Origin of the sequence: Polynucleobacter sp. es-EL-1 (assembly GCF_018687975.1) — a bacterium.
Classification (GTDB): Bacteria; Pseudomonadota; Gammaproteobacteria; order Burkholderiales; family Burkholderiaceae; genus Polynucleobacter.
The window spans coordinates 389566-414876 of record NZ_CP061310.1 but is presented as its reverse complement, the minus strand read 5'-3'; the positions used below and the strand labels follow the sequence as shown (position 1 = coordinate 414876).

The 25311-nt window shown below is 46.2% G+C and carries 21 protein-coding genes and 1 tRNA gene; 12 read left to right on the top strand and 10 right to left on the bottom strand.

The window, feature by feature from the left end; all coding sequences use genetic code 11:
- Nucleotides 1-10 precede the first annotated feature (10 nt).
- Genes FD974_RS02210 through FD974_RS02200 form a run of 3 tightly spaced genes read left to right on the top strand, consistent with a single transcriptional unit; the run spans nucleotide 11 to nucleotide 2752 of the window.
- A complete protein-coding gene (locus tag FD974_RS02210; RefSeq protein ID WP_215365390.1) occupies nucleotides 11-793 on the top strand; it encodes a glycosyltransferase family 2 protein in 783 nt (260 codons plus the stop codon).
- Entirely contained in the window at nucleotides 790-1572 is a 783-nt protein-coding gene (locus tag FD974_RS02205) for a glycosyltransferase family 2 protein (protein WP_215365387.1), read from the top strand. The genes FD974_RS02210 and FD974_RS02205 overlap by 4 nt, the downstream gene beginning before the upstream one ends.
- Nucleotides 1573-1594: 22 nt before the next feature.
- Nucleotides 1595-2752 carry a glycosyltransferase family 9 protein gene (locus FD974_RS02200; protein ID WP_215365384.1) on the top strand — a complete coding sequence of 386 codons (1158 nt, stop codon included), beginning with the start codon at nucleotides 1595-1597 and terminating at the stop codon, nucleotides 2750-2752.
- A gap of 10 nt (nucleotides 2753-2762) precedes the next feature.
- Here FD974_RS02200 and dnaE read toward each other — a convergent pair whose 3' ends face one another.
- The gene (gene dnaE, locus FD974_RS02195) at nucleotides 2763-6380 is read right to left on the bottom strand and encodes a DNA polymerase III subunit alpha (protein ID WP_215365381.1); all 3618 of its coding nucleotides are present in this window, start codon (nucleotides 6378-6380) and stop codon (nucleotides 2763-2765) included.
- Between the two features lie 15 nt (nucleotides 6381-6395).
- On the opposite strand from dnaE, the gene gluQRS reads away from it, so the two are divergent.
- Nucleotides 6396-7349 (top strand): tRNA glutamyl-Q(34) synthetase GluQRS, encoded by a 954-nt coding sequence (gene gluQRS / locus FD974_RS02190; protein ID WP_251374643.1) that lies wholly within the window; start codon nucleotides 6396-6398, stop codon nucleotides 7347-7349.
- Here the strand turns inward: gluQRS and FD974_RS02185 are convergent.
- From FD974_RS02185 to FD974_RS02175, 3 genes are all read right to left on the bottom strand, one after another.
- Nucleotides 7336-8730 carry a DEAD/DEAH box helicase gene (locus FD974_RS02185; RefSeq protein WP_215365379.1) on the bottom strand — a complete coding sequence of 465 codons (1395 nt, stop codon included), beginning with the start codon at nucleotides 8728-8730 and terminating at the stop codon, nucleotides 7336-7338. The two genes, gluQRS and FD974_RS02185, sit on opposite strands and share 14 nt — an antisense overlap.
- Nucleotides 8731-8736: 6 nt before the next feature.
- Nucleotides 8737-9141 (bottom strand): heme-binding protein, encoded by a 405-nt coding sequence (locus FD974_RS02180; RefSeq protein WP_215366577.1) that lies wholly within the window; start codon nucleotides 9139-9141, stop codon nucleotides 8737-8739.
- Nucleotides 9142-9275: 134 nt separating this feature from the next.
- Entirely contained in the window at nucleotides 9276-10460 is a 1185-nt protein-coding gene (locus FD974_RS02175; protein WP_215365377.1) for an alanine--glyoxylate aminotransferase family protein, read from the bottom strand.
- Between the two features lie 179 nt (nucleotides 10461-10639).
- On the opposite strand from FD974_RS02175, the gene FD974_RS02170 reads away from it, so the two are divergent.
- Together FD974_RS02170 and FD974_RS02165 are read left to right on the top strand one after the other, a co-directional pair.
- Nucleotides 10640-11311, top strand: coding sequence for a GntR family transcriptional regulator (locus tag FD974_RS02170; protein ID WP_251374642.1), 672 nt, complete (start codon nucleotides 10640-10642; stop codon nucleotides 11309-11311).
- A gap of 9 nt (nucleotides 11312-11320) precedes the next feature.
- Complete coding sequence (locus FD974_RS02165) at nucleotides 11321-14398, top strand: FAD-binding and (Fe-S)-binding domain-containing protein (protein WP_215365375.1); 3078 nt, start codon at nucleotides 11321-11323, stop codon at nucleotides 14396-14398.
- A gap of 12 nt (nucleotides 14399-14410) precedes the next feature.
- Here FD974_RS02165 and FD974_RS02160 read toward each other — a convergent pair whose 3' ends face one another.
- Genes FD974_RS02160 through queG form a run of 3 tightly spaced genes read right to left on the bottom strand, consistent with a single transcriptional unit; the run spans nucleotide 14411 to nucleotide 16671 of the window.
- Entirely contained in the window at nucleotides 14411-14755 is a 345-nt protein-coding gene (locus FD974_RS02160) for an AzlD domain-containing protein (RefSeq protein ID WP_215365373.1), read from the bottom strand.
- Complete coding sequence (locus FD974_RS02155; protein ID WP_215365371.1) at nucleotides 14752-15537, bottom strand: AzlC family ABC transporter permease; 786 nt, start codon at nucleotides 15535-15537, stop codon at nucleotides 14752-14754. The genes FD974_RS02160 and FD974_RS02155 overlap by 4 nt, the downstream gene beginning before the upstream one ends.
- 48 nt (nucleotides 15538-15585) lie before the next feature.
- Nucleotides 15586-16671, bottom strand: coding sequence for a tRNA epoxyqueuosine(34) reductase QueG (gene queG, locus FD974_RS02150; protein ID WP_215365369.1), 1086 nt, complete (start codon nucleotides 16669-16671; stop codon nucleotides 15586-15588).
- Between the two features lie 43 nt (nucleotides 16672-16714).
- Here queG and tsaE point away from each other — a divergent pair, with 43 nt between their 5' ends.
- From tsaE to FD974_RS02130, 4 genes are all read left to right on the top strand, one after another.
- The gene (gene tsaE / locus FD974_RS02145; RefSeq protein WP_215365367.1) at nucleotides 16715-17254 is read left to right on the top strand and encodes a tRNA (adenosine(37)-N6)-threonylcarbamoyltransferase complex ATPase subunit type 1 TsaE; all 540 of its coding nucleotides are present in this window, start codon (nucleotides 16715-16717) and stop codon (nucleotides 17252-17254) included.
- Nucleotides 17247-18572 carry an N-acetylmuramoyl-L-alanine amidase gene (locus FD974_RS02140; RefSeq protein WP_215365365.1) on the top strand — a complete coding sequence of 442 codons (1326 nt, stop codon included), beginning with the start codon at nucleotides 17247-17249 and terminating at the stop codon, nucleotides 18570-18572. Before tsaE ends, FD974_RS02140 begins: the two co-directional genes overlap by 8 nt.
- 88 nt (nucleotides 18573-18660) lie before the next feature.
- Nucleotides 18661-18736 (top strand) — tRNA-Lys (locus FD974_RS02135).
- 82 nt (nucleotides 18737-18818) lie between these two features.
- Nucleotides 18819-19778 (top strand): alpha/beta hydrolase, encoded by a 960-nt coding sequence (locus FD974_RS02130; RefSeq protein ID WP_215365363.1) that lies wholly within the window; start codon nucleotides 18819-18821, stop codon nucleotides 19776-19778.
- Nucleotides 19779-20197: 419 nt separating this feature from the next.
- Here the strand turns inward: FD974_RS02130 and FD974_RS02125 are convergent, their stop codons facing one another.
- Nucleotides 20198-20440 carry a hypothetical protein gene (locus FD974_RS02125; RefSeq protein ID WP_215365361.1) on the bottom strand — a complete coding sequence of 81 codons (243 nt, stop codon included), beginning with the start codon at nucleotides 20438-20440 and terminating at the stop codon, nucleotides 20198-20200.
- A 166-nt stretch (nucleotides 20441-20606) separates the two neighbouring features.
- Here FD974_RS02125 and FD974_RS02120 point away from each other — a divergent pair, with 166 nt between their 5' ends.
- Nucleotides 20607-22013, top strand: coding sequence for a DUF2252 domain-containing protein (locus FD974_RS02120; protein WP_215365359.1), 1407 nt, complete (start codon nucleotides 20607-20609; stop codon nucleotides 22011-22013).
- 83 nt (nucleotides 22014-22096) lie between these two features.
- On the opposite strand, the gene FD974_RS02115 is transcribed toward FD974_RS02120, so the two are convergent.
- Nucleotides 22097-23428: a ClC family H(+)/Cl(-) exchange transporter gene (locus tag FD974_RS02115; protein WP_215365357.1), complete on the bottom strand. Its 1332-nt coding sequence runs from the start codon at nucleotides 23426-23428 to the stop codon at nucleotides 22097-22099.
- A gap of 81 nt (nucleotides 23429-23509) precedes the next feature.
- Nucleotides 23510-24409 carry an alpha/beta fold hydrolase gene (locus FD974_RS02110; protein WP_215365355.1) on the bottom strand — a complete coding sequence of 300 codons (900 nt, stop codon included), beginning with the start codon at nucleotides 24407-24409 and terminating at the stop codon, nucleotides 23510-23512.
- A 145-nt stretch (nucleotides 24410-24554) separates the two neighbouring features.
- Here FD974_RS02110 and FD974_RS02105 point away from each other — a divergent pair, with 145 nt between their 5' ends.
- A complete protein-coding gene (locus FD974_RS02105; protein ID WP_215365353.1) occupies nucleotides 24555-25301 on the top strand; it encodes an SDR family oxidoreductase in 747 nt (248 codons plus the stop codon).
- Nucleotides 25302-25311: the final 10 nt, after the last annotated feature.

The window sequence follows — 25311 nt, the reverse complement described above, 5'->3', positions numbered from 1 at the left end:
ATAATGAATTATGCCCACCTTATCCGTCATACTCATCACCCGCAATGAAGAGGCCAATTTGGCCGACTGTTTGGCCTCCCTAGAAGGGATTGCCCAGCAGATTGTGGTGGTGGATACCCAAAGCACCGATCAGACCCTAGAAATCGCTAAAAATCATGGGGCACTCCTATCCCAGCCCCCGGATTGGCCTGGTTTTGGACCTCAAAAGAATCGCGCCCTAGAGCTAGCGACGGAAGAATGGGTACTCTCCCTGGATGCCGACGAAAGACTCACCCCGGCCCTCAGAAGTGAGATTTTGACGGCAATTCATCACCCCGCTCATGTGAACTGTTTTGCTATCCCTAGACTGTCTTGGTATTGCGGTCGTTTTATTCGCCACTCAGGCTGGAATCCTGACTACGTGGATCGACTTTTTAAGAGAGGTACAGCACGTTTCTCAGATGATCTCGTCCATGAGCGACTCATTCCCCAGGGCCCAGTGGCTAAGCTAGAAAACCCCATGCTGCATTACAGCTTTATGAATTATTCACAGGTCCTTCAAAAGATTGATCGCTACTCAACCGCCTCTGCAGAGCAAGCTTTTGCTAGAGGCAAAACCAGTAGCCCCGCAAAAGCTGTACTTCATGGCGCCTGGTCCTTCTTGCGCACTTATGTGCTTCGCGCTGGCTTCCTAGATGGAGCGCAAGGCTTTGCCTTAGCCATCTCAAATGGGCAAGGGACCTACTATCGATACATGAAGTTATGGCATCTTCACCAAGAAGCCCAAAATAAACACCACCCGTATTCCAAATGATTTCCATTCTTCTGGCTACCTATAACTGGCCACAAGCCCTCAAACTATCGCTTGAGTCGCTTGCCACTCAAACAGATCGCGATTTTGAAATCATCATTGCCGATGATGGCTCTAGCAGCGACACTCGAGATCTCATTGAAGAGATAAAACCTCGATTTCCAGTAAGCATCACCCATCTCTGGCAAGAGGATTTAGGCTTTCGTAAAACAGCCATCCTGAATCAGGCAATTACTGCCGCTCAGGGTGACTACCTGATTTTCCTAGATGGTGACTGCATTGTTCAGCCTGATTTTGTATCGCAGCATCGCACCCTCTCAGAACCTGGATACTTAGTCACGGGTAGTCGTGTTTTATTGAGCGATAGGCTAACTAAAGAGTTGCTCGCATGGCCCCAATGGAACTACTCCTATTTCTGGAAAAATCTTCTCAATTTCCGAGCCTCTGGCGGAATTAACAAGTACTGGCCACTCAAAATAAAATTGGGTAATGGTTTTTGGCGCAATTACAGAAAGTTTGTCTGGCGTCGTATTAAGGGTTGCAATATGGCCTGCTGGAAATCTGATGCTCAGGCTATTGGCGGCTTCGATGAGAGTATGACTGGATGGGGTCATGAAGATGCAGATTTTGTTTTTAGACTGCAGAACACCGGGCTTATTCGTAAATCTGGCTCTTGGTCAACTGAGGTTCTGCATCTACATCATCGCATTAATGATCAATCACATGCAGCAGAGAACGCACGTCATGTACGTGAAAAGATTCTTGCTAAAGCAGCTCAATAATCCGATTGCTCAATAAAAATCTATGACAATAGTTTCAAAATTGAAGCCACAAAAAGTTTTATTTATCGCTACCCGCCAGATTGGTGATGTTCTAGTAACTACACCCTTAATAGAAAAAGCGCGGGAGCTTTGGCCAGATGCCGAATTTCATTTTTTGGGCTATCGCGGCAAGCTGGGCATGCTCAAAGGCAATCCCAACATTAGCAAGGTGATTGAAACTTCTGATCGACCTAGTTTTGGTGAATACCTCTCTTTGATTGGGCGACTCTTTCAGCGCTATGATTTAGCCATAGTGACTCAGCCCAGTGATCGCGCTTATCTTTACGGCCTCATGGCAGCCCGCCGTAGAGTCGGTGTTTTAGGGGGTCACCCCCAAGGCCTCACGGAGCAAGATAAAACCAAGCGCAGTAAAAGTGAAAAGCAAAATGCTTGGAAAAAATTCATATCCCTGCATACAGTCGATGTAGATTACTTTGCTCAACATGTCATTGCTGAAAAACTGCGCCTACTTGAGGTGTTTTATCCAAATCCTCATGATGTATTTAATAAGCCAATTTCAGTAACCCCTCCTGCTGGAGAAGCATTATCGCCAGGAGTTGCAAACCAACTGCGCTCACCCTATGTTGTTGTTCACCCGGGCCCCTTAACAGCCTATAAGCGCTGGCCGCTTGCCTACTGGCAAACGCTCATTACCTGGATTGTGAAACAAGGTTGGCAAGTAGTCCTCAGCGCCTCACCTGCCAAGCAGGATTTACAACTCAATCATGATATTTTGTCTTTACTAGATCCACAGATTCGCCAACACGTCGTCAATACTCTGGGTGAGCTTTCCATTCCGCAAGCTGGAACACTGATTCGCGGGGCTCTTGCCTATGTTGGCGTAGATACGTCAATTACCCATTTAGCAGCAGCCTGTAACACTCCAACCATTACCCTTTTTGGACCGACCCCACCAACAAACTTTGGTCCATGGCCAAATGGCTTTATGGGTGAGCAGCCATATGCGTTAAGAGCTCGCTCACAAACCGTTGGCAATATCACTATCTTGCAAGGTCCTGGAGAGTGTGTGCCGTGTCGCAAAGCGGGTTGCGAGGATAAAGCTAGCAGCAATAGCGAATGTCTGGACCACCTTGAGCCATCCCAAGTGATAGAGGCACTGCAAAGTGCCACTCAACAATAGCAGTTGATTTTTAGTGGTACTGAACTTGCACTAAATTGCTTTGCTTGGCTGCCAAGATTTGATTGAGGCTATGCAAGCAAGCATCATCGGGATAAATGCGCAACTCTTCCGGAAATTGCATCAAACAAGCCCCACCACTGGTAGTGACGGCAGCAGTCAATATCAAACCCTTCATTCCCTCATTACCACTGGACATCGAAGCAATAGCAGGGCCGAGTTTTGGATCGCGTACTCGATTGCTCATCAGATAGGGTCCAAGCTGACTTCGCAGAGACTTTAGATCAATACCAGCCTCGATATTGAGATGTACATTGCGCGCAAAGCGCATACGTGCACCAGTGATATCCATTACCGCCTCAGAAACAATTCTCATACCGCCCGAAAACTTATCCGGCGTGACGTTCACCTTGGCAACCAACAATTCATCTTCTTTGAGCCAAGAGCGATTCGGTTCATAAACTTCACTGTACAGAGTTACTTCAATTGCAGCAGAACCATCATCAATCGTGGCAATCATCATGCGACCACGTTGGCCAGTCAACATTCGGGCAGAAGTAATAATGCCAGCAATCAATTGATCTTTGCCCTCAGTCACCTTAGCTAGCGGTTGACGAATAAAGTGTGATGTTTCTTCGCGGTACGCATCAAACATATGTCCAGTTAAGCAAAGACCTAAAGCAGTCTTTTCTTCTTGCAAGCGCTTTTTTTCAGACCAGACTGGCTCACGCACTAATTCAGGCAGATGGCGATCAGCTTCACCAGCCGCCTCAAACAAACTCACCTGGTTAATAGATGCCTCAGCCTGCTCAGCAGCTTCAATAGCGCGCGCCAAAGAGGCTAATAAAGTAGAGCGAATATCGTATAGATTTCCACCAGCAGGAACGCTGTCTTTATACAAACTATCAAAGGCACCCGCACGCATTAAAGCCTCGATTGCACGGCGGTTGACTTGTCTGCGATCAACCCGTGCACAAAAATCAAAAAGATCTTTAAATGGGCCACCGCTCTCACGCGCCTTCACAATTGCTTCGATTGCAGCCTCACCAGTTCCCCTTACTGCACCCAATCCATAGCGAATATGGCTAATAGGTGCATCAGGAGCAGCATCTGGTGCTCTCAGTGGTGTAAATACATACACGCCTGTATTAATGTCTGGTGAAAAGACTCTAATCTGGTTTACCAAACAATCGTCGTACAGGATCTTCACCTTATCGGTGTCATCCATCGCGAGTGATAAGTTGGCCGCCATAAATTCTGCTGGGTAGTACGCTTTTAACCAAGCTGTTTGATAAGCCAATAAAGCATATGCTGCAGCATGCGATTTATTAAAACCATAGCCCGCAAAACGTTCCATCAAATCGTAGATTTCGTTTGCTTTGCCTTCACTAATACCACCAGCTTTAGCACCATCACTAAAAATCTTGCGATGCTGTGCCATCTCTTCTGGCTTTTTCTTACCCATCGCCCGACGCAGCATATCGGCGCCACCCAATGAGTAGCCCCCAATCATCTGGGCCATCTGCATCACCTGCTCTTGATACACCATGATGCCGTAGGTTTCTTGCAAAACAGGCTCGATACGAGGGTCTGGATACTCAACTTTTTGACGCCCATGCTTACGCTCAATAAAGTCTGGAATGAGGTCCATTGGGCCTGGGCGGTAAAGCGCAACGAGCGCAATAATGTCTTCAAAGCGGTCTGGCTTGGCTTCGCGAAGCATGCCCTGCATGCCACGACTTTCTAGCTGGAAGACGGCTACAGTATTGGCATTTTTTAGAACCTCAAATGCCTTTTGATCATCGAGTGGAATCTCGCCTATATTCCAATCCCGACGATCAGCATGGAGTGTCTTAATCCATTTCTCAGCAGCCGCCAAAATCGTCAGCGTCGTCAAACCCAAGAAGTCAAACTTCACTAAGCCAATTGCTTCAACATCATCCTTATCGAATTGACTAATGACAGAGCTACTATCTTGATCTTTCGTTTCCTGCGTATAGAGAGGACAGAAATCCGTCAAACGTCCCGGCGCAATTAACACTCCTCCTGCATGCATACCCACATTTCGAGTCATTCCCTCTAACTGCTGCGCTAAGGACAAAAGCTGACGCACCTCATCTTCATTCTTCTCTCGTTCAGCTAATTGCTTCTCTTCCTTCTTCGCCATCTCAATGGTCATATATTGACCGGGCTTATTTGGAATGAGTTTTGCAATGCCATCAACAAAGTTATAACCCTGCTCGAGCACGCGTCCTACGTCACGAATCGCTGCTCGCGCTGCCATAGTTCCAAACGTCGCAATCTGGCTAACTGCATCTTTGCCGTATTTATCTTTGACGTACTGAATAACGCGATCGCGCCCATGCTGACAAAAGTCGATATCAAAGTCGGGCATCGATACCCGCTCTGGATTGAGAAAGCGCTCAAACAGTAAGTTGTAGCGCAGTGGATCGAGATCAGTAATACCGAGAGAATAGGCCACCAAAGAACCTGCGCCTGATCCACGGCCAGGCCCCACAGGTACGCCATTATTTTTCGCCCAGTTAATAAAGTCGGCAACGATCAAGAAGTAGCCTGGGAACCCCATCTGTGAAATCGTTTTCACCTCAAAGACCAAGCGCTCGTGATAGCGCGCCTCCTCTTTAGCGCGCACTTCTGCGTCTGGGAAATTGCGTTCCATATGGCGCTTAAGACCAATCTCAGATTGCGCTAATAAATACTCATCGAGGGTAATACCAGGTGGCGTCGGAAAATCAGGAAGGCGGGGCTGGCCAAGAGTGAGAGAAAGATTGCAACGCTTGGCAATCTCTACCGAATTTGCAAGCGCAATAGGCAAATCAGCAAAGCGCCTTTCCATCTCTGCTTGAGATAAAAAATATTGCTCTTCATTAAATTTCTTTTGGCGGCGTGGGTTACCCAACAACTCACCTTCAGCAATACAGACACGCGCCTCATGTGCCGTGAAATCACTCTTTTGCATAAACTGCACAGGGTGTGTGGCAACAACCGGCAAATCCAGATCGCTTGCAAGATGGCAGGCTAATTGCAGGTGCTGCTCATCTTGGGGATGACCACCACGCTGGACCTCAATATAAAAAGCATTTGGGAATAATGCTTCCCAACGTTTTGCCGCCTGTTTAGCCTGCTCTTCTTGTCCCGCCAAGAGGGCTACCCCAACATCTCCCCAGCGACCAGCAGACAATGCAATCAAACCATTGGATAGGGTTTTCTTTGCCGCTTTATCTTCCGCTTTGGCAGCTGGCTCACTAAACCATTGAGGATCGATTTCAGCGCGACCCCGCGACTGATTGTCTAAAGAAGCTCTGCTGAGCAACTGACATAAATTCAGGTAACCAGAGTGGTTTTGAACCAGTAATAGCAGGCGATATGGCTGATCTGGGTCCTGGGGGTTGCTAATCCATACATCCGCTCCAGCAATAGGCTTAATCCCGCCAGAACGTGCAGCAGTGTAAAAACGCACTAAACCAAATAAATTACTCAGATCGGTAAGGGCTAAAGCCCCCATTTCATCTTTTTGAGCAGCGGCGACCGCATCGTCAATGCGAACGACACCATCCGTGATTGAAAACTCGGAATGGATGCGAAGATGAACAAAACGGGGTGAAGCCATGAGATCATTTTAGCTGTGCCGAACCCCAAAAACTCTCCACCCCCACACAAGGGCTATCGCGGGCGATTTGCCCCCTCGCCCACTGGCCCCCTTCATGCTGGATCCTTGGTTGCAGCCCTTGGAAGCTGGCTGGATGCTCGGGCTAACCAAGGGAAATGGCTTCTTCGAATAGAAGATATCGACACTCCACGCTGTGTTGCTGGAGCTGACCAAGAAATCATGCACCAATTAATGGCCTATGGCCTTCGCTGGGATGAGGATGTTAGCTGGCAGTCGAAGCATCTAGATCACTACCAAAGCGCTTTGGAGCGCTTAAACGAGCTTCATTTGATCTACCCCTGCACCTGCTCTAGACAGACTATTTTGGAGGAATTAGAAGCCAGAGGCACTACTCCAGTGCGCAACCAAGAAATTGTCTATCCAGGGACTTGCAGGCCCCAAGAAATAGGCACCGTTCAAAAAGATATTGATTTAATTACTAACGCCGCCTGGAGGCTGGAATTGCCCCCTAAACTAATTATGGATTTTGATGATCTGATCATGGGACATCAAAGTCAGAACCTCAGCCATGAAGTGGGGGATTTTGTCTTACGTCGTCGGGACGGATTATTCACCTACCAACTAGCCGTAGTGATAGATGATGCGCAGCAAGGCATTACGCACGTAGTGCGCGGCCAAGATCTAGCAAGCAATACTGGAAGACAAATGCATTTGCAGAATATTTTAGGGTACAAGCATCCTCAATATCTGCATCTACCACTTGTGCTTGATGTTCATGGTGAAAAACTCAGTAAGCAAACTTTAGCAACTGCCATTCCCACAGAAGATCCAAGGGCGGTCTTAGCGCAATTGCGCAAAGCTGGGATCCACCTAGGTTTGAGAAACTTGCCCGATGGAGAGAATATTTCTGTTGCGCAGTGGCTTCTCGCAGCTACTCAGGCTTGGAAAAATTCGTCTATTTTTTCTTAAAGCCACCCAGCAAAGCGCCTACAGCCGGTCTTGCTGGAGTAATACCCGCCTTCTTCTCTTCAGGCTTTGCGGCACCAACATCGGCTGCAGTCTTTTGTGCCGAGCTAGCCTCATAAGGCTTGTAAAAAAATGGGTCTGAAGTTTGTCCTGGCTCAGTCTTCACAGATGGTAGTGGCGCCACCTCCAACTTGCGCTTCATTAATTTCTCAATGTCATCAAGCAAGCGCTTTTCACTATCATCAACCAAAGCGATAGCATCGCCTTTACTGCCAGCGCGCCCAGTTCGACCAATGCGGTGAATAAAGTCTTCCGCATTAAAAGGCAATTCGTGATTAATCACACATGGCATTGAAGGAATATCTAAACCACGGGCTGCAACATCGGTTGCCACCAATGCTTCAATTGCTCCAGACTTAAACGCATCCAAGGTAAGAGTGCGCTCACCCTGACTCTTATCTCCATGAATTGCGCCTGCCTTAATGCCATCGCGCTCTAAAGCCCGAGCCAAGCGTGCGCAGCCTAAACGACTATTAGTAAAAATGATGCATTGACGCGATAGGCCTTGCCGTGTTCGTGCCTCTAAAACTTTCACAATGGCACGCTGCTTATCAGCGCTCGAGACCATGTGCACTACCTGCTTGACAGTATCTGCAGCAGCATTTTGACGTGCCACTTCAACCGTCACTGGAGTCCGTAAATAGCTTTGCGCTAACTTTTTAATTTCAGGCGAAAAAGTTGCTGAGAACAATAGTGTTTGACGCTGAGCTGGAATCAAATCAATGATGCGCTGAAGATCGGGTAAGAAACCCATATCTAACATACGGTCCGCCTCATCTAATACTAAGATTTCCACCTGGGAAAGATTAGCAACTTTTGAACCAATGTGATCTAACAAACGGCCTGGGGTGGCAATCAAAATTTCCACGCCATTACGTAGCATTGCAACCTGTTCTTTCATGTCCACGCCACCATAAACTACGGCAGCGCGCAGATCAGTATGCTTGGAATAGGCAGCTGCATTCTCAGCTACTTGAACAGCCAACTCTCTGGTGGGCGTTAGTACCAGCGCACGAATCGGATGACGTGCAGGCGAGGCACTACTGCTAGCGTGACGCAGAATCTGCTGAATAATCGGCAGAACAAAAGCGGCAGTCTTGCCAGTACCAGTTTGGGCAGCGCCCATCAGATCGCGTCCCGCTAATACATGCGGAATAGATTGCGCTTGAATCGGAGTTGGGGTGTTGTAACCCTGTTCAGATACCGCTTTTTGAATCTTCGGATCTAAACCAAAATCAGCAAATGTAATGGCTGCTTGAGGGGCGCTACTATCAGTAGCAGTAGCGCCGGTCGGGGAATTTATTTCAGGAACAGTATTTGTCAAGGTAACTTACAGGATGGCCGCAATGCCAGCTTTTGCAGTCTGCGCATCCTCGGTCGATTTAACGCCGGAAACGCCGACTGCGCCGATGGTAAACCCATTTACCTCGATATTGACGCCACCTTCTAACATGCCCGAAATATGTGGAGCAGATAAAAAGGAGATGCGTCCATTATTAATAATTTCTTCGTAAACACGGCTCTCGCGCTTACCCATTGCTGCCGTACGCGCCTTCTCTTGCGCAATATAGGCAGATACTGGCGCACAACCATCGCGACGGATTAAACCCAAAACGTGGCCACCATCATCACAAACCGCAATCGTCACCGCAAAATTATTTTCTTGAGCGTGTTTATTTGCTGCATCCAAAATCTTTTGAACATCAGCCTGAGTTAAATAAGGTTTAGTAGCCAACATGGTTAATCTTTCTGTCTCGAATTGTTTTATTTGATGAAAGTACTATCAATACAAGTACTTGAATTATAAAGGGTGTAGGCAGACTTATCTTCATAAATCCGACTACACCCTGTCTCCACCCAACTTACTGATTATTTGAGGAATTCTTGGGCAGCTACCACCCCGCTAGCCTTCGGTTTATAGCCCATAGCGCCCAAACTCATCTCTACTCCAGAAAGCGCAGCCATCAAACTCAGCTCATTACAGTCACCTAAATGGCCGATACGGAAGGCTTTACCTTTAATTTTTCCTAGCCCAGTACCCAAGGAAAGATTGAATTTTTCCAGAGCATGCTTGCGCAACTTATCCGCATCCATACCTTCTGGCACAGCGATACAAGTGAGCACTGGGGAGTAACAATCCTTGTCTTGGCACTGAATCTCCAAGCCCCATGCATTGACCGCCTCACGGCAAGCACCTGCTAGACGCTGGTGACGAGCAAAAATATTGTCCAAGCCCTCAGCCATCATCATGTCCAAAGCCTCGTGTAAGCCGTACATTAAATTGGTGCTTGGCGTTGTTGGCCAGTAGCCTGATTTATTGGACTCTAGAATCTCATCCCATGCCCAATATGCTTTTGGCATTTTGTTTGCCTTGCTAGCCTCAATCGCCTTAGCTGATAGGGCATTAAAGCCAATACCAGGAGGCAACATCAAGCCTTTTTGCGAGCCAGAAATAGTGACGTCAGCACCCCACTTATCGTGCTCGTAATCGGCAGAGCCCAAGCCAGATACGCTATCAACCAATAGCAAAGCTGGATGTTTTAATGAATCAATGGCTTTGCGAACCGCTGCGATATTGGAAGTAACGCCAGTTGATGTTTCGTTATGTACCACGCAAACCGCTTTAATTTCGTGGCCAGTATCTTTGCGTAAACGCTCTTCAATAACTGATGCATCTACACCCCAGCGCCAGGTATCTTGACCAGGCTTACCCACTACTTCGACATCTAAACCCAAACGCTTACCTAAAGCACGCCACAAATTAGCAAACTGTCCAGTTTCATAGAACAGTACCTTGTCCCCGGGATTAAGAACGTTCACCAAAGCGCCTTCCCACGAACCCGTTCCAGATGCCGAATAAATAATCACAGGCTGTTCAGTCTTGAAAATCTTCTTAATGCCATCTAGCACCTGAAGGCCAAATTGACCAAACTCAGGACCGCGATGGTCAATTGTCTGATAACTAATGGCACGCAAAAGGCGTGAAGGTACTGGGCTAGGACCTGGAATATGCAGGAAATGACGTCCAGATAGGTGATTATCAAGTTTTAGCATGCTTAGTCTCGCTTGGTTTTTGTAGTTAATCTTGTGAGCCAGTGTAAGACACTTTTTTAAAATTTACAATTTTGTATGCAAAATAATTTTCCATAAAGTGAAAAATACCTAATTTAAAGGGTTATTTTTGATGATTGATCAGTTATAGTCATAATGTATACAAAATTTAGATCCCAGCCATGATGCTCACTACCCTACCAAATACGCAAAATTTGCACGAGGCTACCTTTCAAAAGCTGCGCGCTCTTCTAGTTGAAGGCGCCATCAAGCCGGGTAGCAAATTAAATGAACGCGAGCTTGCTGAGCAACTCAATGTCTCTAGGACACCAATTCGGGAAGCTATTCGGCGCTTAGCTGCAGACGGCTTGGTTGAACTCATCGCTAATCGGGGCGCCATTGCCGTCCAACTCACGCGTGAGGACATTATTCATACCTTCGATGTCATTGCCACCCTCGAAGGGTATTCAGGGGAATTGGCTGCAAAAAATATTAGCGCCCAAGCTTTAATAGAACTGGAAGCACTGCAATACGAAATGATGGCCTCTTATGCACGCAGAGACTTATCGAGCTATTACCGTTTAAATATTCAGATCCACAACGCAATAAACCATGCAGCCAATAATCCAGTTCTGCAGCAACTCTTTTCTCAAGTTAACGCACGCATTGAAGCGCTGCGCTTTCGCTCCAATCAAAATGGTGTGAAATGGGAAAAGGCTGTTGGTGAGCATCAAGAAATGCTTGATGCCCTTAAAGCGCATGACAGTGCTCGCATGCGCAAAGTCATGATGCAGCATGTGATGAATAAACGTGACGTTGTCATCCAATTAATTGATCAAGAAACATCCCAATAAATCACGCATATGAATAAGCCACTTGACTTACCCCTTCCCGAATCTGTTGCCAATAAAGCAGAGTTAGCCAAACGCTTAAGAAAAGAAACCTCAGGCGAAGTCATGACGGATATGGCTAGTCGCGGTCGCTATGCTACGGACGCTTCGATCTACCAAGCGATGCCCGTTGCGGTACTGGTACCAAAAACGGCGGAAGATATTGCCGCTGCAATTCAAATTGCGTCTGAGCTTAATGTGCCAGTGCTTCCTCGAGGTGGCGGTACCAGCCAATGCGGACAAACTACCGGCACCGCACTAGTCATCGACAACACAAAATACTTTCGCAAGTTACTGCATGCTGATCCAGAAAATGCAACAGCAATTGTTGAGCCTGGAATGGTTTTGGATCACCTCAACAGCGCCCTCAAACCTCATGGGCTTTGGTATCCAGTAGATGTGTCAACAGCAGCTCAAGCCACGATTGGTGGTATGGCCGGCAATAACTCTTGTGGCAGTCGCTCAATTGCCTATGGCAATATGGTTCATAACGTACTGGGAATTGATGCATGGCTAGCAAATGGTCAAGTAGCCAATTTTGGAAATTACGCACAAAGCTCAGGCGCAGCAAAACAGCTTGGTGATTTTGTAAAAAATCTGGCGAACACTCTTCAACCAGAGATCGAGGCAAACTTTCCGAAGGTATTGCGTCGCGTTGCAGGCTACAACTTAGATATCTTTCATCCACAAAGTGAACTCCCCTACACAACTGACGGTAGTGTCAATTTGGCGCACCTCCTGGTTGGCAGTGAAGGTACCTTGGCCTATTTCAAATCTTTAGAGCTCAAACTGGCGCCACTGCCAAAACATAAAGTCCTGGGCGTAGTGAACTTTGCCAGCTTCTTTAAGGCTATGGATAGTGCACAACACATCGTCAAGCTAGGGCCTACTGCCGTAGAGCTAGTAGACCGTACGATGATTGATTTGGCGCGCCACAACCCCAGCTTTAAAAAGACCATTGAAACTGCTTTGATTGACGCCAGCGCCCCCACTCCAGAAGCTATTTTGTTGGTGGAATTCTCTGGCGAAGCACATGCACCCCTATTAGAAAAGCTAACATCCTTACAAAGCCTGATGGGCGATCTTGACTTGCCTGGTTCAGTGGTGCCTATGCCTGATGCAAGCTTGCAAAAGAATTTATGGGAAGTGCGTAAGGCTGGGCTCAACATCATGATGAGCTTGAAGGGTGATGGAAAGCCGGTGAGCTTTATTGAAGATTGTGCTGTTCCCCTAGAAAGTCTTGCTGAATATACGCAAGCCCTCACAGATGTGTTTTCTAAATACGGCTCACGTGGCACCTGGTATGCCCATGCATCTGTTGGCACCTTACACGTACGCCCAATTTTGGATATGCGTCGTGATGGCGCTCAAAAGATGCGCGCTGTGGCGGAAGAAGCATCAGCTTTAGTACGTAAATACAAAGGTGCTTATAGTGGCGAACATGGTGATGGACTGTGCCGGGGTGAATGGATTTCCTGGCAATTTGGCCCCAAGATTACCGAAGCCCTTGGCGAAATTAAGAATGCCTTTGATCCCAATGGCCTATTTAATCCCGGCAAAATCATTGATCCACCCAAGATGGACGATGCAAGCAATTTCCGCTTTCCGCCTAGCTATAAAGTCATTCCATTACAACCTGCGCTAGATTGGTCAGCTTGGAATGTGCAGAACAATCCGGTCACTGAAGAGACGAGTGCGCCGGGCACTGGTGGCGATCCCGCAATGGGCTTAGCCAAAGCCGTGGAAATGTGCAACAACAATGGTCACTGTCGTAAATTTGATGCTGAAGTAATGTGTCCAAGTTACCGGGTCACACGAGATGAGAAGCACCTTACCCGTGGTCGCGCAAATACGCTACGTCTGGCACTATCCAATCAGCTCGACATCAAAGATGAAAGCTCTCCACTGGGAAGTGATGCCATCAAAGAAGTGATGGAGTTGTGCGTGAGTTGCAAAGCCTGTCGACGAGAATGCCCTACTGGCGTTGACATGGCGAAAATGAAAATTGAATTTCTATCTGCTTATAAAAAACGGGTTGGCCACTCACTACGGGATTTAGCCGTCGCCTACCTACCAAAATATGCCCCCATGATCAGCAGCATTCCAGGTCTACCAGCTTTACTAAACCTACGAAATCACATCAGCCTCATTGCGAAGTTGCAAGAAAAGTTCATGAGTATTTCTGCGCAAAGAAGTTTACCGGTCTGGAAGTCCAACAATTTTTGGTCGAATAAAAAACAAAATGCGTCCTATCAATTCACGGCAGCTGAGCTTGCTCATGTTGATCAGCACGGTAACAAAGGAGTAGTGCTCTTAGCGGATACCTTTAATGCCTATTTTGAAGATGAGAACTTAAGAGCTGCCTTGAATGTTTTAAAAGCAGCGGGCTATCGTGTACACATTCCGCAAAAGAACAAATCGACAAGCAATACTGTCAACACTTGTTCTAAAGAGTTTTGCTGTGGACGCACTTACTTGGCAGCTGGCATGGTTGATAAGGCCAAAGCCAGCCTTGACGAGTTAGTAAATCATCTTGCGCCTTATGCAGAAAAAGGGGTGCCCATCATTGGTCTTGAGCCCTCATGCTTATTTACACTCAAAGATGAAGCGCTCGTGATGGGATTTGGTGAGCGTGCTGTCACAGTCAGTAAGCATGCACAACTCTTGGAAGAATTTCTAGCCAGTGAAGCTAAAGCAGGAAAGCTGAAGCTCAATCTTAAGGCGGCAACACGCCCAGTGTTATTTCATGGACACTGCCATCAAAAATCGTTTGCTGCAGTCACACCTGCATTGGAACTACTCAAACTCATTCCCAATGCTGAGCCTAAATTAATTGAGTCTTCTTGCTGCGGAATGGCTGGAAGCTTTGGTTATGAAGCTGAGCATATTGAAGTGTCTAAGCAAATGGCTGAGGCGAGTCTATTACCTACCATTCGTAAATCACCTGATAGTTGGGTAGTAGCGGATGGCACTAGCTGTCGTCATCAAATTGCCGATGGGACACAAAGAGATGCGGTGCACATTGCCAAAATACTGGCAGCCCATCTTTAAGTATTTCAGTACTTAACGAATAACGCCGTAACCCACCATTAATAAGGTCCCAGTCAGTAAAGCTGGGACCAATCTTTTGGCAGGATTCGATACCATCACGCCAATCGCTAAAAGACAAATCAGAATGCGCGCCCATAAAGGAACAGTTGCCATTAAACCCAGTGGCATCACGATCAAGCGTATTGTGAGAGCAGCTACCATGGCGTAAGTCACGGCAGCTAACCAGCGAAAGATCTCACTGTCTTGATTAATACTCTGCGAAAGAAATACGCCAATCGCACGACAAAAATAAGTGCCTAGACAAGCGCCAATCAATGCGATCCAGAGGCCCCAGCCGGAAAGTGCCGTATTGATCATCCGACAAGCCCTGACTTTTTACGTAAGAGCTTGCGATCGATTAAGTAGGCAATAGTTCCAGCCACTAAACCAGAGCTTAATAAACTCGTATCGCGATCAAGCATGAAAAAGATTGGACCAAAGATACAACCCATCATCAGGGCAATTCGATTGATCCAAGGTTTCACTTCAGTAAAGGTTAGTAAAAAGAAGAGTGGATTAATAAAAATCAACCCTAAAGTCACTGCTGCTGGCACCATCCCTGCCAAGTAAAAACCCAAGATCGTTCCAGGAACGGAGATCAACCAACACAGCAATCCCAGACCAACAAAATAACTCAAGCGATGCCTAGTTTCAATTGCATGAAACTCTCGCATCGAAATTGCCCAAGCAGTCATGGCCAGTAAATGCACCGAAGCATAGAGACTACGATTGCGATCTCTTTGATGAAGTTGCGGAAAGAGTGTCACCGTCATGGTGATAAAGCGTGAAGCGGTTAAGGTCACCGCTAAGACAATGGCCAGTACAGAGGATCCGGTAATCGCCATCTCAAGTAAAACAACCTGTCCCGGTAAGGCGAACATGAAAAATGAAGTAGATGTGGTGAACCATACATCAAAGCCATTGGTTTTACCCATCGCCCCAAAACCCACCATGCCTGCAAAGAGTACCGCCGCAGGTGCACCAGCTGCATCCCGTATTCCAGACCAAAATGCATCACGCGGGTTTTTAAAGCGCTGTGGCGCAAGCTCTTCTTGCGAAATTTCGCCAGGATCTATGTAAGGCTGGTTGGAGGATGACATGGCTCGATTGTAAGGCTTATAGCCCCATATGCAGAAGGCGAAATTGCCTCAATGCTGACCCAAAGCCCACTGAATATGCTCTTCCACCAAGGGATCTGCATTATCAAGCGCTGCACTTAAGGCACTACGAATCGCATCCTGTTCCACTCCGCTAGCTAAGGCATTACCGAGGGCCACTGCCAGATTGCGCCGCCAACGACTATAGCCAATTCTTCTAATTGCGCTACCCTCATGACGCTTCTCAAAATCAGTCTCAGTCCAAGACCATAATTCCAAAAGACCGGCATTACCCAAGCCATGTCGCTGCGCAAAATCTGGCAATTCTGAGCGTTGTGCAAACTTATTCCATGGGCAAATTAATTGACAATCATCGCAACCATAAATCCGATTGCCCATCGCACTACGAAACTCCACTGGAATAGCGCCGGGATTTTCAATCGTGAGATACGAGATACATCGACGAGCATCTAATTGATAAGGGGCAGTGATTGCTTGTGTTGGGCAGACCTCAATACATGCCTGGCAAGTGCCGCAGTGTGATTCCTGTTCCCCATCAATCGGTAGAGGAATATCAACCAATATCTCACCTAAGAAAAATGTGGATCCTGATTCACGATTGAGTAACAGGGTATGCTTACCTCGCCAGCCCAAGCCTGCCTTTTTAGCCAGCTCTACTTCCATCAGGGGCGCTGAATCTGTAAAGACACGATAACCAAATTTACCGATCTTGTTCTCAATGCACTTTGCCAAATCCTGCAAGCGATTGCGCATGACTTTGTGATAATCCCGACCACGTGCGTAAATGGAAACGACCGCTTCAGTTACTTGTCCTAACCGTTCCCACTCTGTATCAAAGTTGATCTGGGGTGATAAATAATTCATGGTGACGCAAATCACTCGGACCGTTCCAGGTACTAGCAAGTTAGGATCGGAGCGTAATTGGGCGTGGCGCTCCATATATTCCATTTGGCCATGGCGTCCTTGCGCCAACCATTCTTTTAAGTGCTCAGTTGCCTCTCCTAGCTCGGTATCTGTAACCCGCAAGCTATCAAAGCCCAATTGCTTGGACTGCTCATCCAGCCATTGGCGAAGATCGGCTAGATTAAATTGGCTGGTAGATAGGTCAGATTGCATCAGGAATACAGAATGTATCTCAATAATTGAATAAACTAGGCAAATGGCTCAAGATTCATATACACAACATTGTAGGCAGGAAGCGGATACTGCGGCTTTTGCTAAAAAACTGGCCATTAGTTTGCAAGAATTCTTTCTCCTTCATCCGCAGGGGCATCTCAATATCTCACTAGAAGGCGATCTGGGTGCCGGTAAAACTACTTTTGCCCGTTATCTTATTCAAGGCCTAGGCTTTAGTGGAAGAGTTAAAAGCCCAACCTACACCTTATGTGAACCCTACCCACTAATTATTGGTAATGGGAAAAGCGGTCGACAAGCTCACATCACAGCCAATCACTTTGATCTCTATCGGATGCGAGATCCGCTTGAGTGGCAAGAAGCAGGGTTTGCCGAGCATTTTGATGAAGCAGGCTTTTGCTTGGTCGAGTGGCCAAATAAAGCAGAGGGAACACTTCCCGCATTTGACATCACCATGCAACTCACTAGCGGTTCAGATGAACATGCTCGAGAAATCACAATACATGCTATTTCTCAGGAAAGCATCAATATCCTAAAGTCATTATTCTCCAAGGCAGATGAGTAAGAGTCCAGTTAACCCCGCAAGAAGAAAACATCTTCAGGCATCTGCGAAGATGATGGGCTTTGTCTTACTATTTACCGAGATCGAAATTGCTTGGGGTGCCAAGATACTAGGGGTGCGTATTTGGCCTGCAGAAGATTACACACGCATCACAATTGAGTCCGATAAGGCACTACCGATTACCCAACAACTCCTCACCAACCCAGATCGCTTAGTAGTAGACGTGCAGGGCATGGAATTTAATTCCACCTTAAAAGACTTGGTAGCCAAGGTAAAGCCAAATGATCCATACGTCTCGCAAATCCGGGTAGGTCAATTTCAACCGGGCATGGTTCGTTTGGTATTTGATCTTAAAGAGCCCATCAAGCCTCAGCTCTTTACCCTAGACCCAGTTGCTGAATACCAATACCGCATGGTGCTAGACCTGTACCCCACTACCCCTCCAGACCCCTTACTGGAGTTAATCAAAAGTAGTGCGCGCAAAGAGAGCGCTATAGAAAAGGGTAATGAAGAAATCGACCTGATTGCGCAATTTGCTAGCAAAAAAGAACCGCCGAAAGCGCCCGTTGCCCAAGCTATTCCAGAGGCTAAGGAGCCTCCTGCAAAATATAAACGCCTAATAACCATTGCCATCGACCCCGGTCATGGCGGCGAAGACCCAGGCGCAATCGGTGCAATGGGCTCTAAGGAAAAGCATGTGGTGCTCTCGATTGCAAAACGCCTGCGTGACAAAATTGAAGAAGATCCTTACATGCGCCCCTTCTTAACGCGAGACGGAGATTATTTTGTGCCGCTTCATACGCGCGTTCAAAAAGCGCGTCGAGTAGAAGCAGATTTATTCATCTCCATTCATGCGGATGCCTTTATTGAACCAAGAGCTAAAGGTGCCTCCGTATTTGCACTTTCACAATTAGGTGCTAGTAGCACCACAGCCCGCTGGATGGCCAATAAAGAAAATGCTTCCGACTTAATTGGTGGAATTAACATCAAGACCCAAGACAGGCAAGTTGCCAATCTATTGCTCGACATGTCAACGACTGCTCAAATCAAAGATTCATTACAGGTAGGCAACTCCATTCTGAAGCAAATTGGTGGCTTTGCTGTCCTACATAAGCCCAGGGTCGAGCAAGCTAGCTTTGCCGTTCTTAAGGCACCCGATATTCCCTCAATCTTGGTTGAGACAGCCTTTATCAGTAACCCCCAAGAGGAAGCCCGCCTAAATGACGAGGCTTACCAAGATCGGATTGCGGAGGCTATTTTGAAGGGAATTCGGGACTATTTCGCCAAAAATCCCCCAGTAGCAAGACGTAGAAATACATAAGCTGCTTGTAGCTACAAGGCATAGCGGGCTAGGCCGCAGAAAGCTGAGGAAGCCGAACAAACTTCTTGCTATAATTTCTTTCTTTACTGGGTCGGTAGCTCAGTCGGTAGAGCAGCGGACTTTTAATCCGTTGGTCGCGAGTTCGAATCTCGCCCGACCCACCAGTAATACAAAAGCCACCTTCGGGTGGCTTTTTCTTTTGGGGCTTATGCTATATAAAATGAGCAAATCACCATGGAGGCACTCATGTCAACAAGCGACGTTTCACGTAGAAAATTTTTAATGACTGGCTCTGCATTTGCAACTATGCCTACTTTTGGATTAATGGCGCAAGAAGAAAAGGTCGTTTTTAGGGGTTGGACTGTTAGTCAACTAAATGACCAATTAAATCAAGGACCCTATTTACCGCCGCCGCCAGAAGTTAAGAAAATTGCCGACTCCTACACAACTAATAGCGAAAAAGTGAGAGCTCAGTACCCACCAAAAACTTTTTCATACGGATCTTCTGATGCCGAAAAATTAGATGTTTTTGCACCTGCGTATGCATCTGGTTTGCCGATAATGATTTTCTTTCATGGTGGCTCATGGGACTTTGATAACAAGAATAATTACTCGTCACAAGCTGTCCCTTTCTTGCTAAATAACGCCATCTATATCTCCATTGGATTTGATAATATCCCACCGAACACCATGACTGGATTAGTGGCTCAATGCCGCAAAGCTGTTTCTTGGGTATATAAAAACGCTAAGCAAATTGGTGGTGACCCCAACAAGCTATATGTGTCAGGTCACTCCTCCGGTGGTCACCTAGCAAATATGATGCTTGTTACCGAATGGGAAAAGCAGGGCTTACCAACGAAACTCTTTAAAGGTGGCTCCATTCTCAGCGGCTGGACAGACCTTTATCCAGTTTCACTATCAATGAGGCAGCAGTTCTTAAAGCTAACGCCACAAGAAATTAAAGAGTACAGCCCGATTAACTACCCTCAGAATGTGAAATGCCCAATCATCATTACTTGCGGTGGAGGCGAGAGTCCATATATGCAAATGCAGTCAGGTGATTGGGCAACAAAATTACAAGCCTATGATCGTCTTGCAGGCGCATATAAAATGCAAGGCTATATTCATTTCACAACGCCATTCCTGTTCAACGACACGAACAACCAAGTGATTAAAGCGACACTGGCATTAATGAACTTGATTTAAATAAAAAACTGCGCAAGGCTAGGTTAGAAAGTTTGATATCCAGCCTACAGATTTGTACTTTGCACCATCAAGCAAACACATACTCAATCGCACAGTTATTTTTTGACCGTTTAGATCATTTATTTATACAGGGTTTTGAAGAGGCGCAACTTCATTTAATCCGTTGGTCGCGAGTTCGAATCTCGCCCGGCCCACTGGTAATAAAAGAAACCTTCACTAGCAACTGTGGAGTTTTTGTCTTCCTGGTGCAAGAAAATTTTGTAACTCTTTTAACAACAGGAAATCCATGGATTCGCAATAGGCAAAGATGCTAGGCGCCAGAGGACAGACGGCTCTATAAGTGTCTTTTTAAAGAATCGCTGTCGGGTTAGTAGACAAAACTAAAACTGGAAAGTACTTAGAACTCTAATCCATCATCATTAGAACTTTTGTTTAATTTGATAGCCCTTTGCCTTCATGCACCCCAAAAATACATCAGACTCGGATGGGGCGCCGCCACTATTGCCGTAGTACGTATTGGATTCTTTTATGCAGGCTGCACGGTCTTGGTTGTAGCGCTCAGCTGATTGGCCTTTGGTGGGAATTAATTCTGTCTGTTGAGCGCAAGCTGTTAATACAAGGCCTGTTGCCAGAGTTACCAATGTGGAGTTAATAATTTTCATGATCTGGTCCTATGCGTTGGTGATTCAGTAATGCTATCGTAGCATCAGCCAGTTCTTTTCTAAAACAGATTATCACTGGCTCGAATCTCGCCCGACCCACCGGCATTTCTTGGCCTCGCTTCTTGCGGGGCTTTTTTATTTCGAATGTATATGAGATCATGGAGCCATGTCTAGCAAACTGTATGAGTCATTTCTCAAAAAGAATCCAAGCCCTCAAGAGCGACTCAATCTAGGGAAATCGATTCGCAAAGCGGTTGATAGATCCTCAATTGGACAATTTACGGTAGAAAATAAGCGTCAAGGCCCAATTGATATTTTGCTTTCCCAAGCAAAAACTCGAATTCCTGAATACATTCCGATTCGCCATGCTCGAATGGCTGCCAGTCCATTTGCTTTTTTTAGGGGTGGTGCTGCAATCATGGCCCACGACCTCGCTAAGATTCCAAGCCCCTCTATTCAAGTGCAATTATGCGGAGATATGCACGTTAGTAACTTTGGCTTCTTTTCTACCACTGAGCACCAGCTCGTCTTTGGAATTAATGATTTTGATGAAACCCTTCCTGGAAATTTTGACTGGGATTTAAAGCGCCTAACTGCTAGTGCCATGATTGCGGCGCAATTACTAGGTCAAGATCAGCTATATGGAGAGAAGATCGTACGCAATATCTGTCAGGCATATCGAAATAACATGCGTCAATACTCGACCATGCCTTATATCGATCTTAAGCACACCTATATTGACGAAAAATCGCTTACCAACATTGCAACAAAACACGCAAATGCAATAAGTCAGAAATACTTAAAGGGCTTAGTGGATAAAGCTCGAAAAAATAACGGTCATGGCATGCTTGGGAAATTAACTGAAGTAACTGAAGCAGGAATTCGCCTCATTAATAATCCTCCACTGATAGAGCATCTCCAATTCTCACCAAATGGTACAAGAATTACTGAACTCAATGATGAGGGGATGAATTCTTATATTCACTCATTAGCACCAGATCGTAAGCACCTATTATCACGCTACAAATGGATTGATTGGGCAAGAAAGGTCGTTGGGGTTGGCAGTGTTGGCAACGGTTGCTGGGTGATGTATCTTCAGGGACTAGATGAAGACGACCCTCTCTTTCTTCAGACGAAACAGGCGAAAAAATCTATCCTAGCTTCTTATTTTCCAGATACCCAATTTAAATCAGAGGGAGAGCGCGTCGTTCATGGGCAGTGTCTCATTCAAGGCGCTCCAGACCTATTTCTGGGTTATGGAAAAACAGTAGAAACGGATTTTTACGTACGGCAATTACGCGACATGAAGGGCGGAATTTCAGTAGGCGGCGACGGAATTAATGCCGAAATATTCCCAGATTTTGCAAAACTCTTTGGGTGGGCACTAGCCAATGCTCATGCCCGCTCAGGAGATCCTGCGGTTATAGCTGGCTACTGTGGAAAAAATGAGCTTCTTGATGATGCTCTCGTCAAGTTCTCGATTGCCTACAGCAAGCAAAATGAAGCCGACTATGCCACATTTCTAAAAGCAATCAAGTCGGGAAAAGTCTCTTGTGCGACTGAGAAATTTTAAGATTAAGTGACTGTAGAGATTGAAAATACGATTCTATTACCAATAAGCTGTAAAACATATTGCATGGAAATCCTTAATTAGTACTACCGCGAGAACATCCTCTCTCTTAAAGAGTCGTAGATAGGCGGAGAGCCCATATAAGAAGTGATTAATGTTGCGCAGACGCAAGCTACCAAGAGGCCAGGGGTTAATATCACTCCACCACTCATCTCAATAATGAGCAGTACACCGGTAAAGGGTGCACGTACTACTGCCGTAAAAAAAGCAGCCATTCCAACTAAGGCAAATGACACTGTATCGACTTGAAATGCAAGAGCTGGAATAAAGTTAATGAGCTGAGCAAATAACGCTCCAGAAATTGCGCCGACCAATAACAAAGGAGCAAACAGGCCACCAGGCAAACTAGGGGAATAGGAGATGGACCCTAACAGCCATCGCACTATTAACAAAGTGATCAGCGCTTGAGCGCCAAAATTATTAGACAGCACTTGCTGGACCTGCAATTCACCGCCGCCAACCCAAGATGGCTGCCAGTAAGCAATCAATCCAACTCCCGCCCCAACAAAAGCTGCTTTGAGTGCGACAGGGATATTGGGCATGGTAGTAGAAAATAGATTGAGCCCAAATAAGATATTGCGATTGTATAAAGCACCCATCAAACCAACAATTAAGCCCAAAATTGCATAGAGAATTAAGTTGCCCAACTCTGGCGCAACCAAGGTGGGAATACTAAAAGAAATGGCATTTCCAAATAATGCTCGAAATACAGTAATGCTCGTAGCAACCGCAATCAATGTAATGAGGACACTGCGAGTGGTTATCTTACGAGTCACCTCTTCCAAAACAAATGCAATACCAGCCATGGGCGCATTAAATGCTACCGATAATCCCGCCCCTGCTACCGCTGTGTAGAGCAAGAATCCATCTTCCTTACTCAATCTAAAAATGCGGCCGCATTGGCTGCCTATGACAGCGGCCATCTGAATAGTTGGCCCTTCTCGCCCTAGAGCCATCCCCGGAACCATTGCAAGCAATCCACCAAAAAATTTAATTGGTAAAACACGTAATGGCGCAGGATCAGCTTCTTTACGCATAACCGCTTCTACGTGCTGAACTCCACTACCCGCTGCACTGGGGGCAAAATAAACCAGCCATCGGGCTAAGCCGATACAAATACCAGCAATTAAAGCAGCACCGATCCATCCAGGAACACCATAAAAACCATCAGCCTTCCAGTGCTCCAAGAGTGCAGAAAAGCGCTCGCTTCCGTGAACCAGCATCCAATGAAATGTGCCCCCAATAAATCCCACGCCAATGCCAGCAACGGCGGCAACAGCTACTAAGCGCCAGATATTAAGACCTAAAATCTCCGAAGACTCAGAGTGAGTTGTATGGGTGCTAGTGGAATCGCTCATGACAAGGACAACTTTAACATTGTCTATGCAATAGATTGCCCCAGGAGGAAGTCATGGGATTTACCATCCATTGAGAAGCCATTACTGAGATTTTTTTAGAAATGATGTGTACAGATCAGCAATTTTCACCGGCTGCTCTAGCATGACTAAATGACCAACATTTGCCAAGCGATGAGATTGAGAATGGGGAAATTTCTTTTTTAAGATTGGCAATCCCGAAATATTAAAAATTTCATCATGCTCTCCCCACAGAATGAAGGTTGGCAGAGATTGATTGGGAAATCGTTTTAACGTATCGCCATAAAAATTCACAATATCCCAAACCTGTTGATAGTGTCGATTATTGTTGCGGTACTCTTGAAGCAACTGCGTTTTAATATCATCACTAATCACTGGTGGTTTTGCAAATAGTAGATCCATCTCTAAATCCAATTGCGCTTGATCAACCGGAATAAATGGATTAACCCCCTGATAGATTGAATCTCTTACTTGATTACTCCAGGGAATAATTCCTAGCGGGGCACCAATAAATGCCAAGGATTTAATCTCCTGAGCATATTGATTGGCGTATAAACCAGCAATGGCGCCACCCATTGAATTACCTGCAATATGAAATGAATTACCACTAACCGATCTCATAAAGCGCTGGAGAGTTTTTACCTGGGACTCTAGCTGGTAAATAGTGATGGGATAAGCGCTACTTTGCCCATAGCCCGGTAGATCAGGGGCGATAACATGAAATCCTTGTTTGGCCAAAGCACAGGCCATATCTGTCCACTGCTCTTTTTGCCCAAAGAGGCCGTGCAATAACAAGACTGAAGGACCCTGACCACCCTGTAGATAGCTAATCGAACCAGCATCAATGGCAATTGATTTGGTTGTCAGAGGGCAAAAAGTATTAGTGGATTGTCCTTGCGCGACGTTCAGGAACAAGACACTCGCTAAAGCAATAATCCATTTATTGAATACATTCATACTCATACTTTAATCCAATTACCTTTATCAGCAACTTTAATGATGTGAGGTGATCCATCTTTTTTAAGGCTGTTTATAGCTTTATATGTCACAAAAAATCATCGCTCTCACTCTCATTGTCTGAGCATTACAAAGCTAGTAATATGGAGGCATGTCTAAAGTCATGATTGTTACCGGGGCTAGTCGCGGTATTGGAGCTGCGACTGCAAAGCTTGCTGCTCGTAAAGGCTTTGCAGTTTGCGTTAACTACAACTCTCATGCCCAAGAAGCCCAAGCTGTTGTTGATGAAATTCAGAGTAATGGCGGCACAGCAATCGCCGTCAAGGCAGATGTAACTATTGCCGATCAAGTGAATCATCTTTTTACGGAAACCATGAAGTCTTTTGGCGGGCTACATGCCCTAGTCAATAATGCTGGAATTCTTGAAACTCAAATGCGCCTTGAAGACATGTCAAGTGAACGTATCCAGCGCATATTTAATGCGAATGTCTTTTCAACTATTTTATGCATTCAAGCAGCAATCAAGCTCATGTCCACTAGACATCAAGGGTCTGGCGGATCGATTGTGAATGTCTCCTCTGTAGCATCTCGCCTTGGATCCCCCGGGGAATATGTCGACTATGCAGCCTCTAAGGGTGCAATTGATACGCTAACAATTGGCCTAGCAAAAGAATTAGCAGTTGACGGCATTCGAGTCAATGCAGTTCGTCCTGGATATATTGATACGGACATCCATGCGAGTGGTGGTGAGCCCAATCGCATTGAACGCGTCAAACAATTTGTACCCATGAAAAGAGGTGGGACTGCAACTGAAGTGGCCTCTGCAATTGTTTGGCTTGCTTCTGGAGAATCCTCCTATACAAGCGCCTCATTTATTGAAGTAGCTGGTGGAAATTAGGCAAAAATTC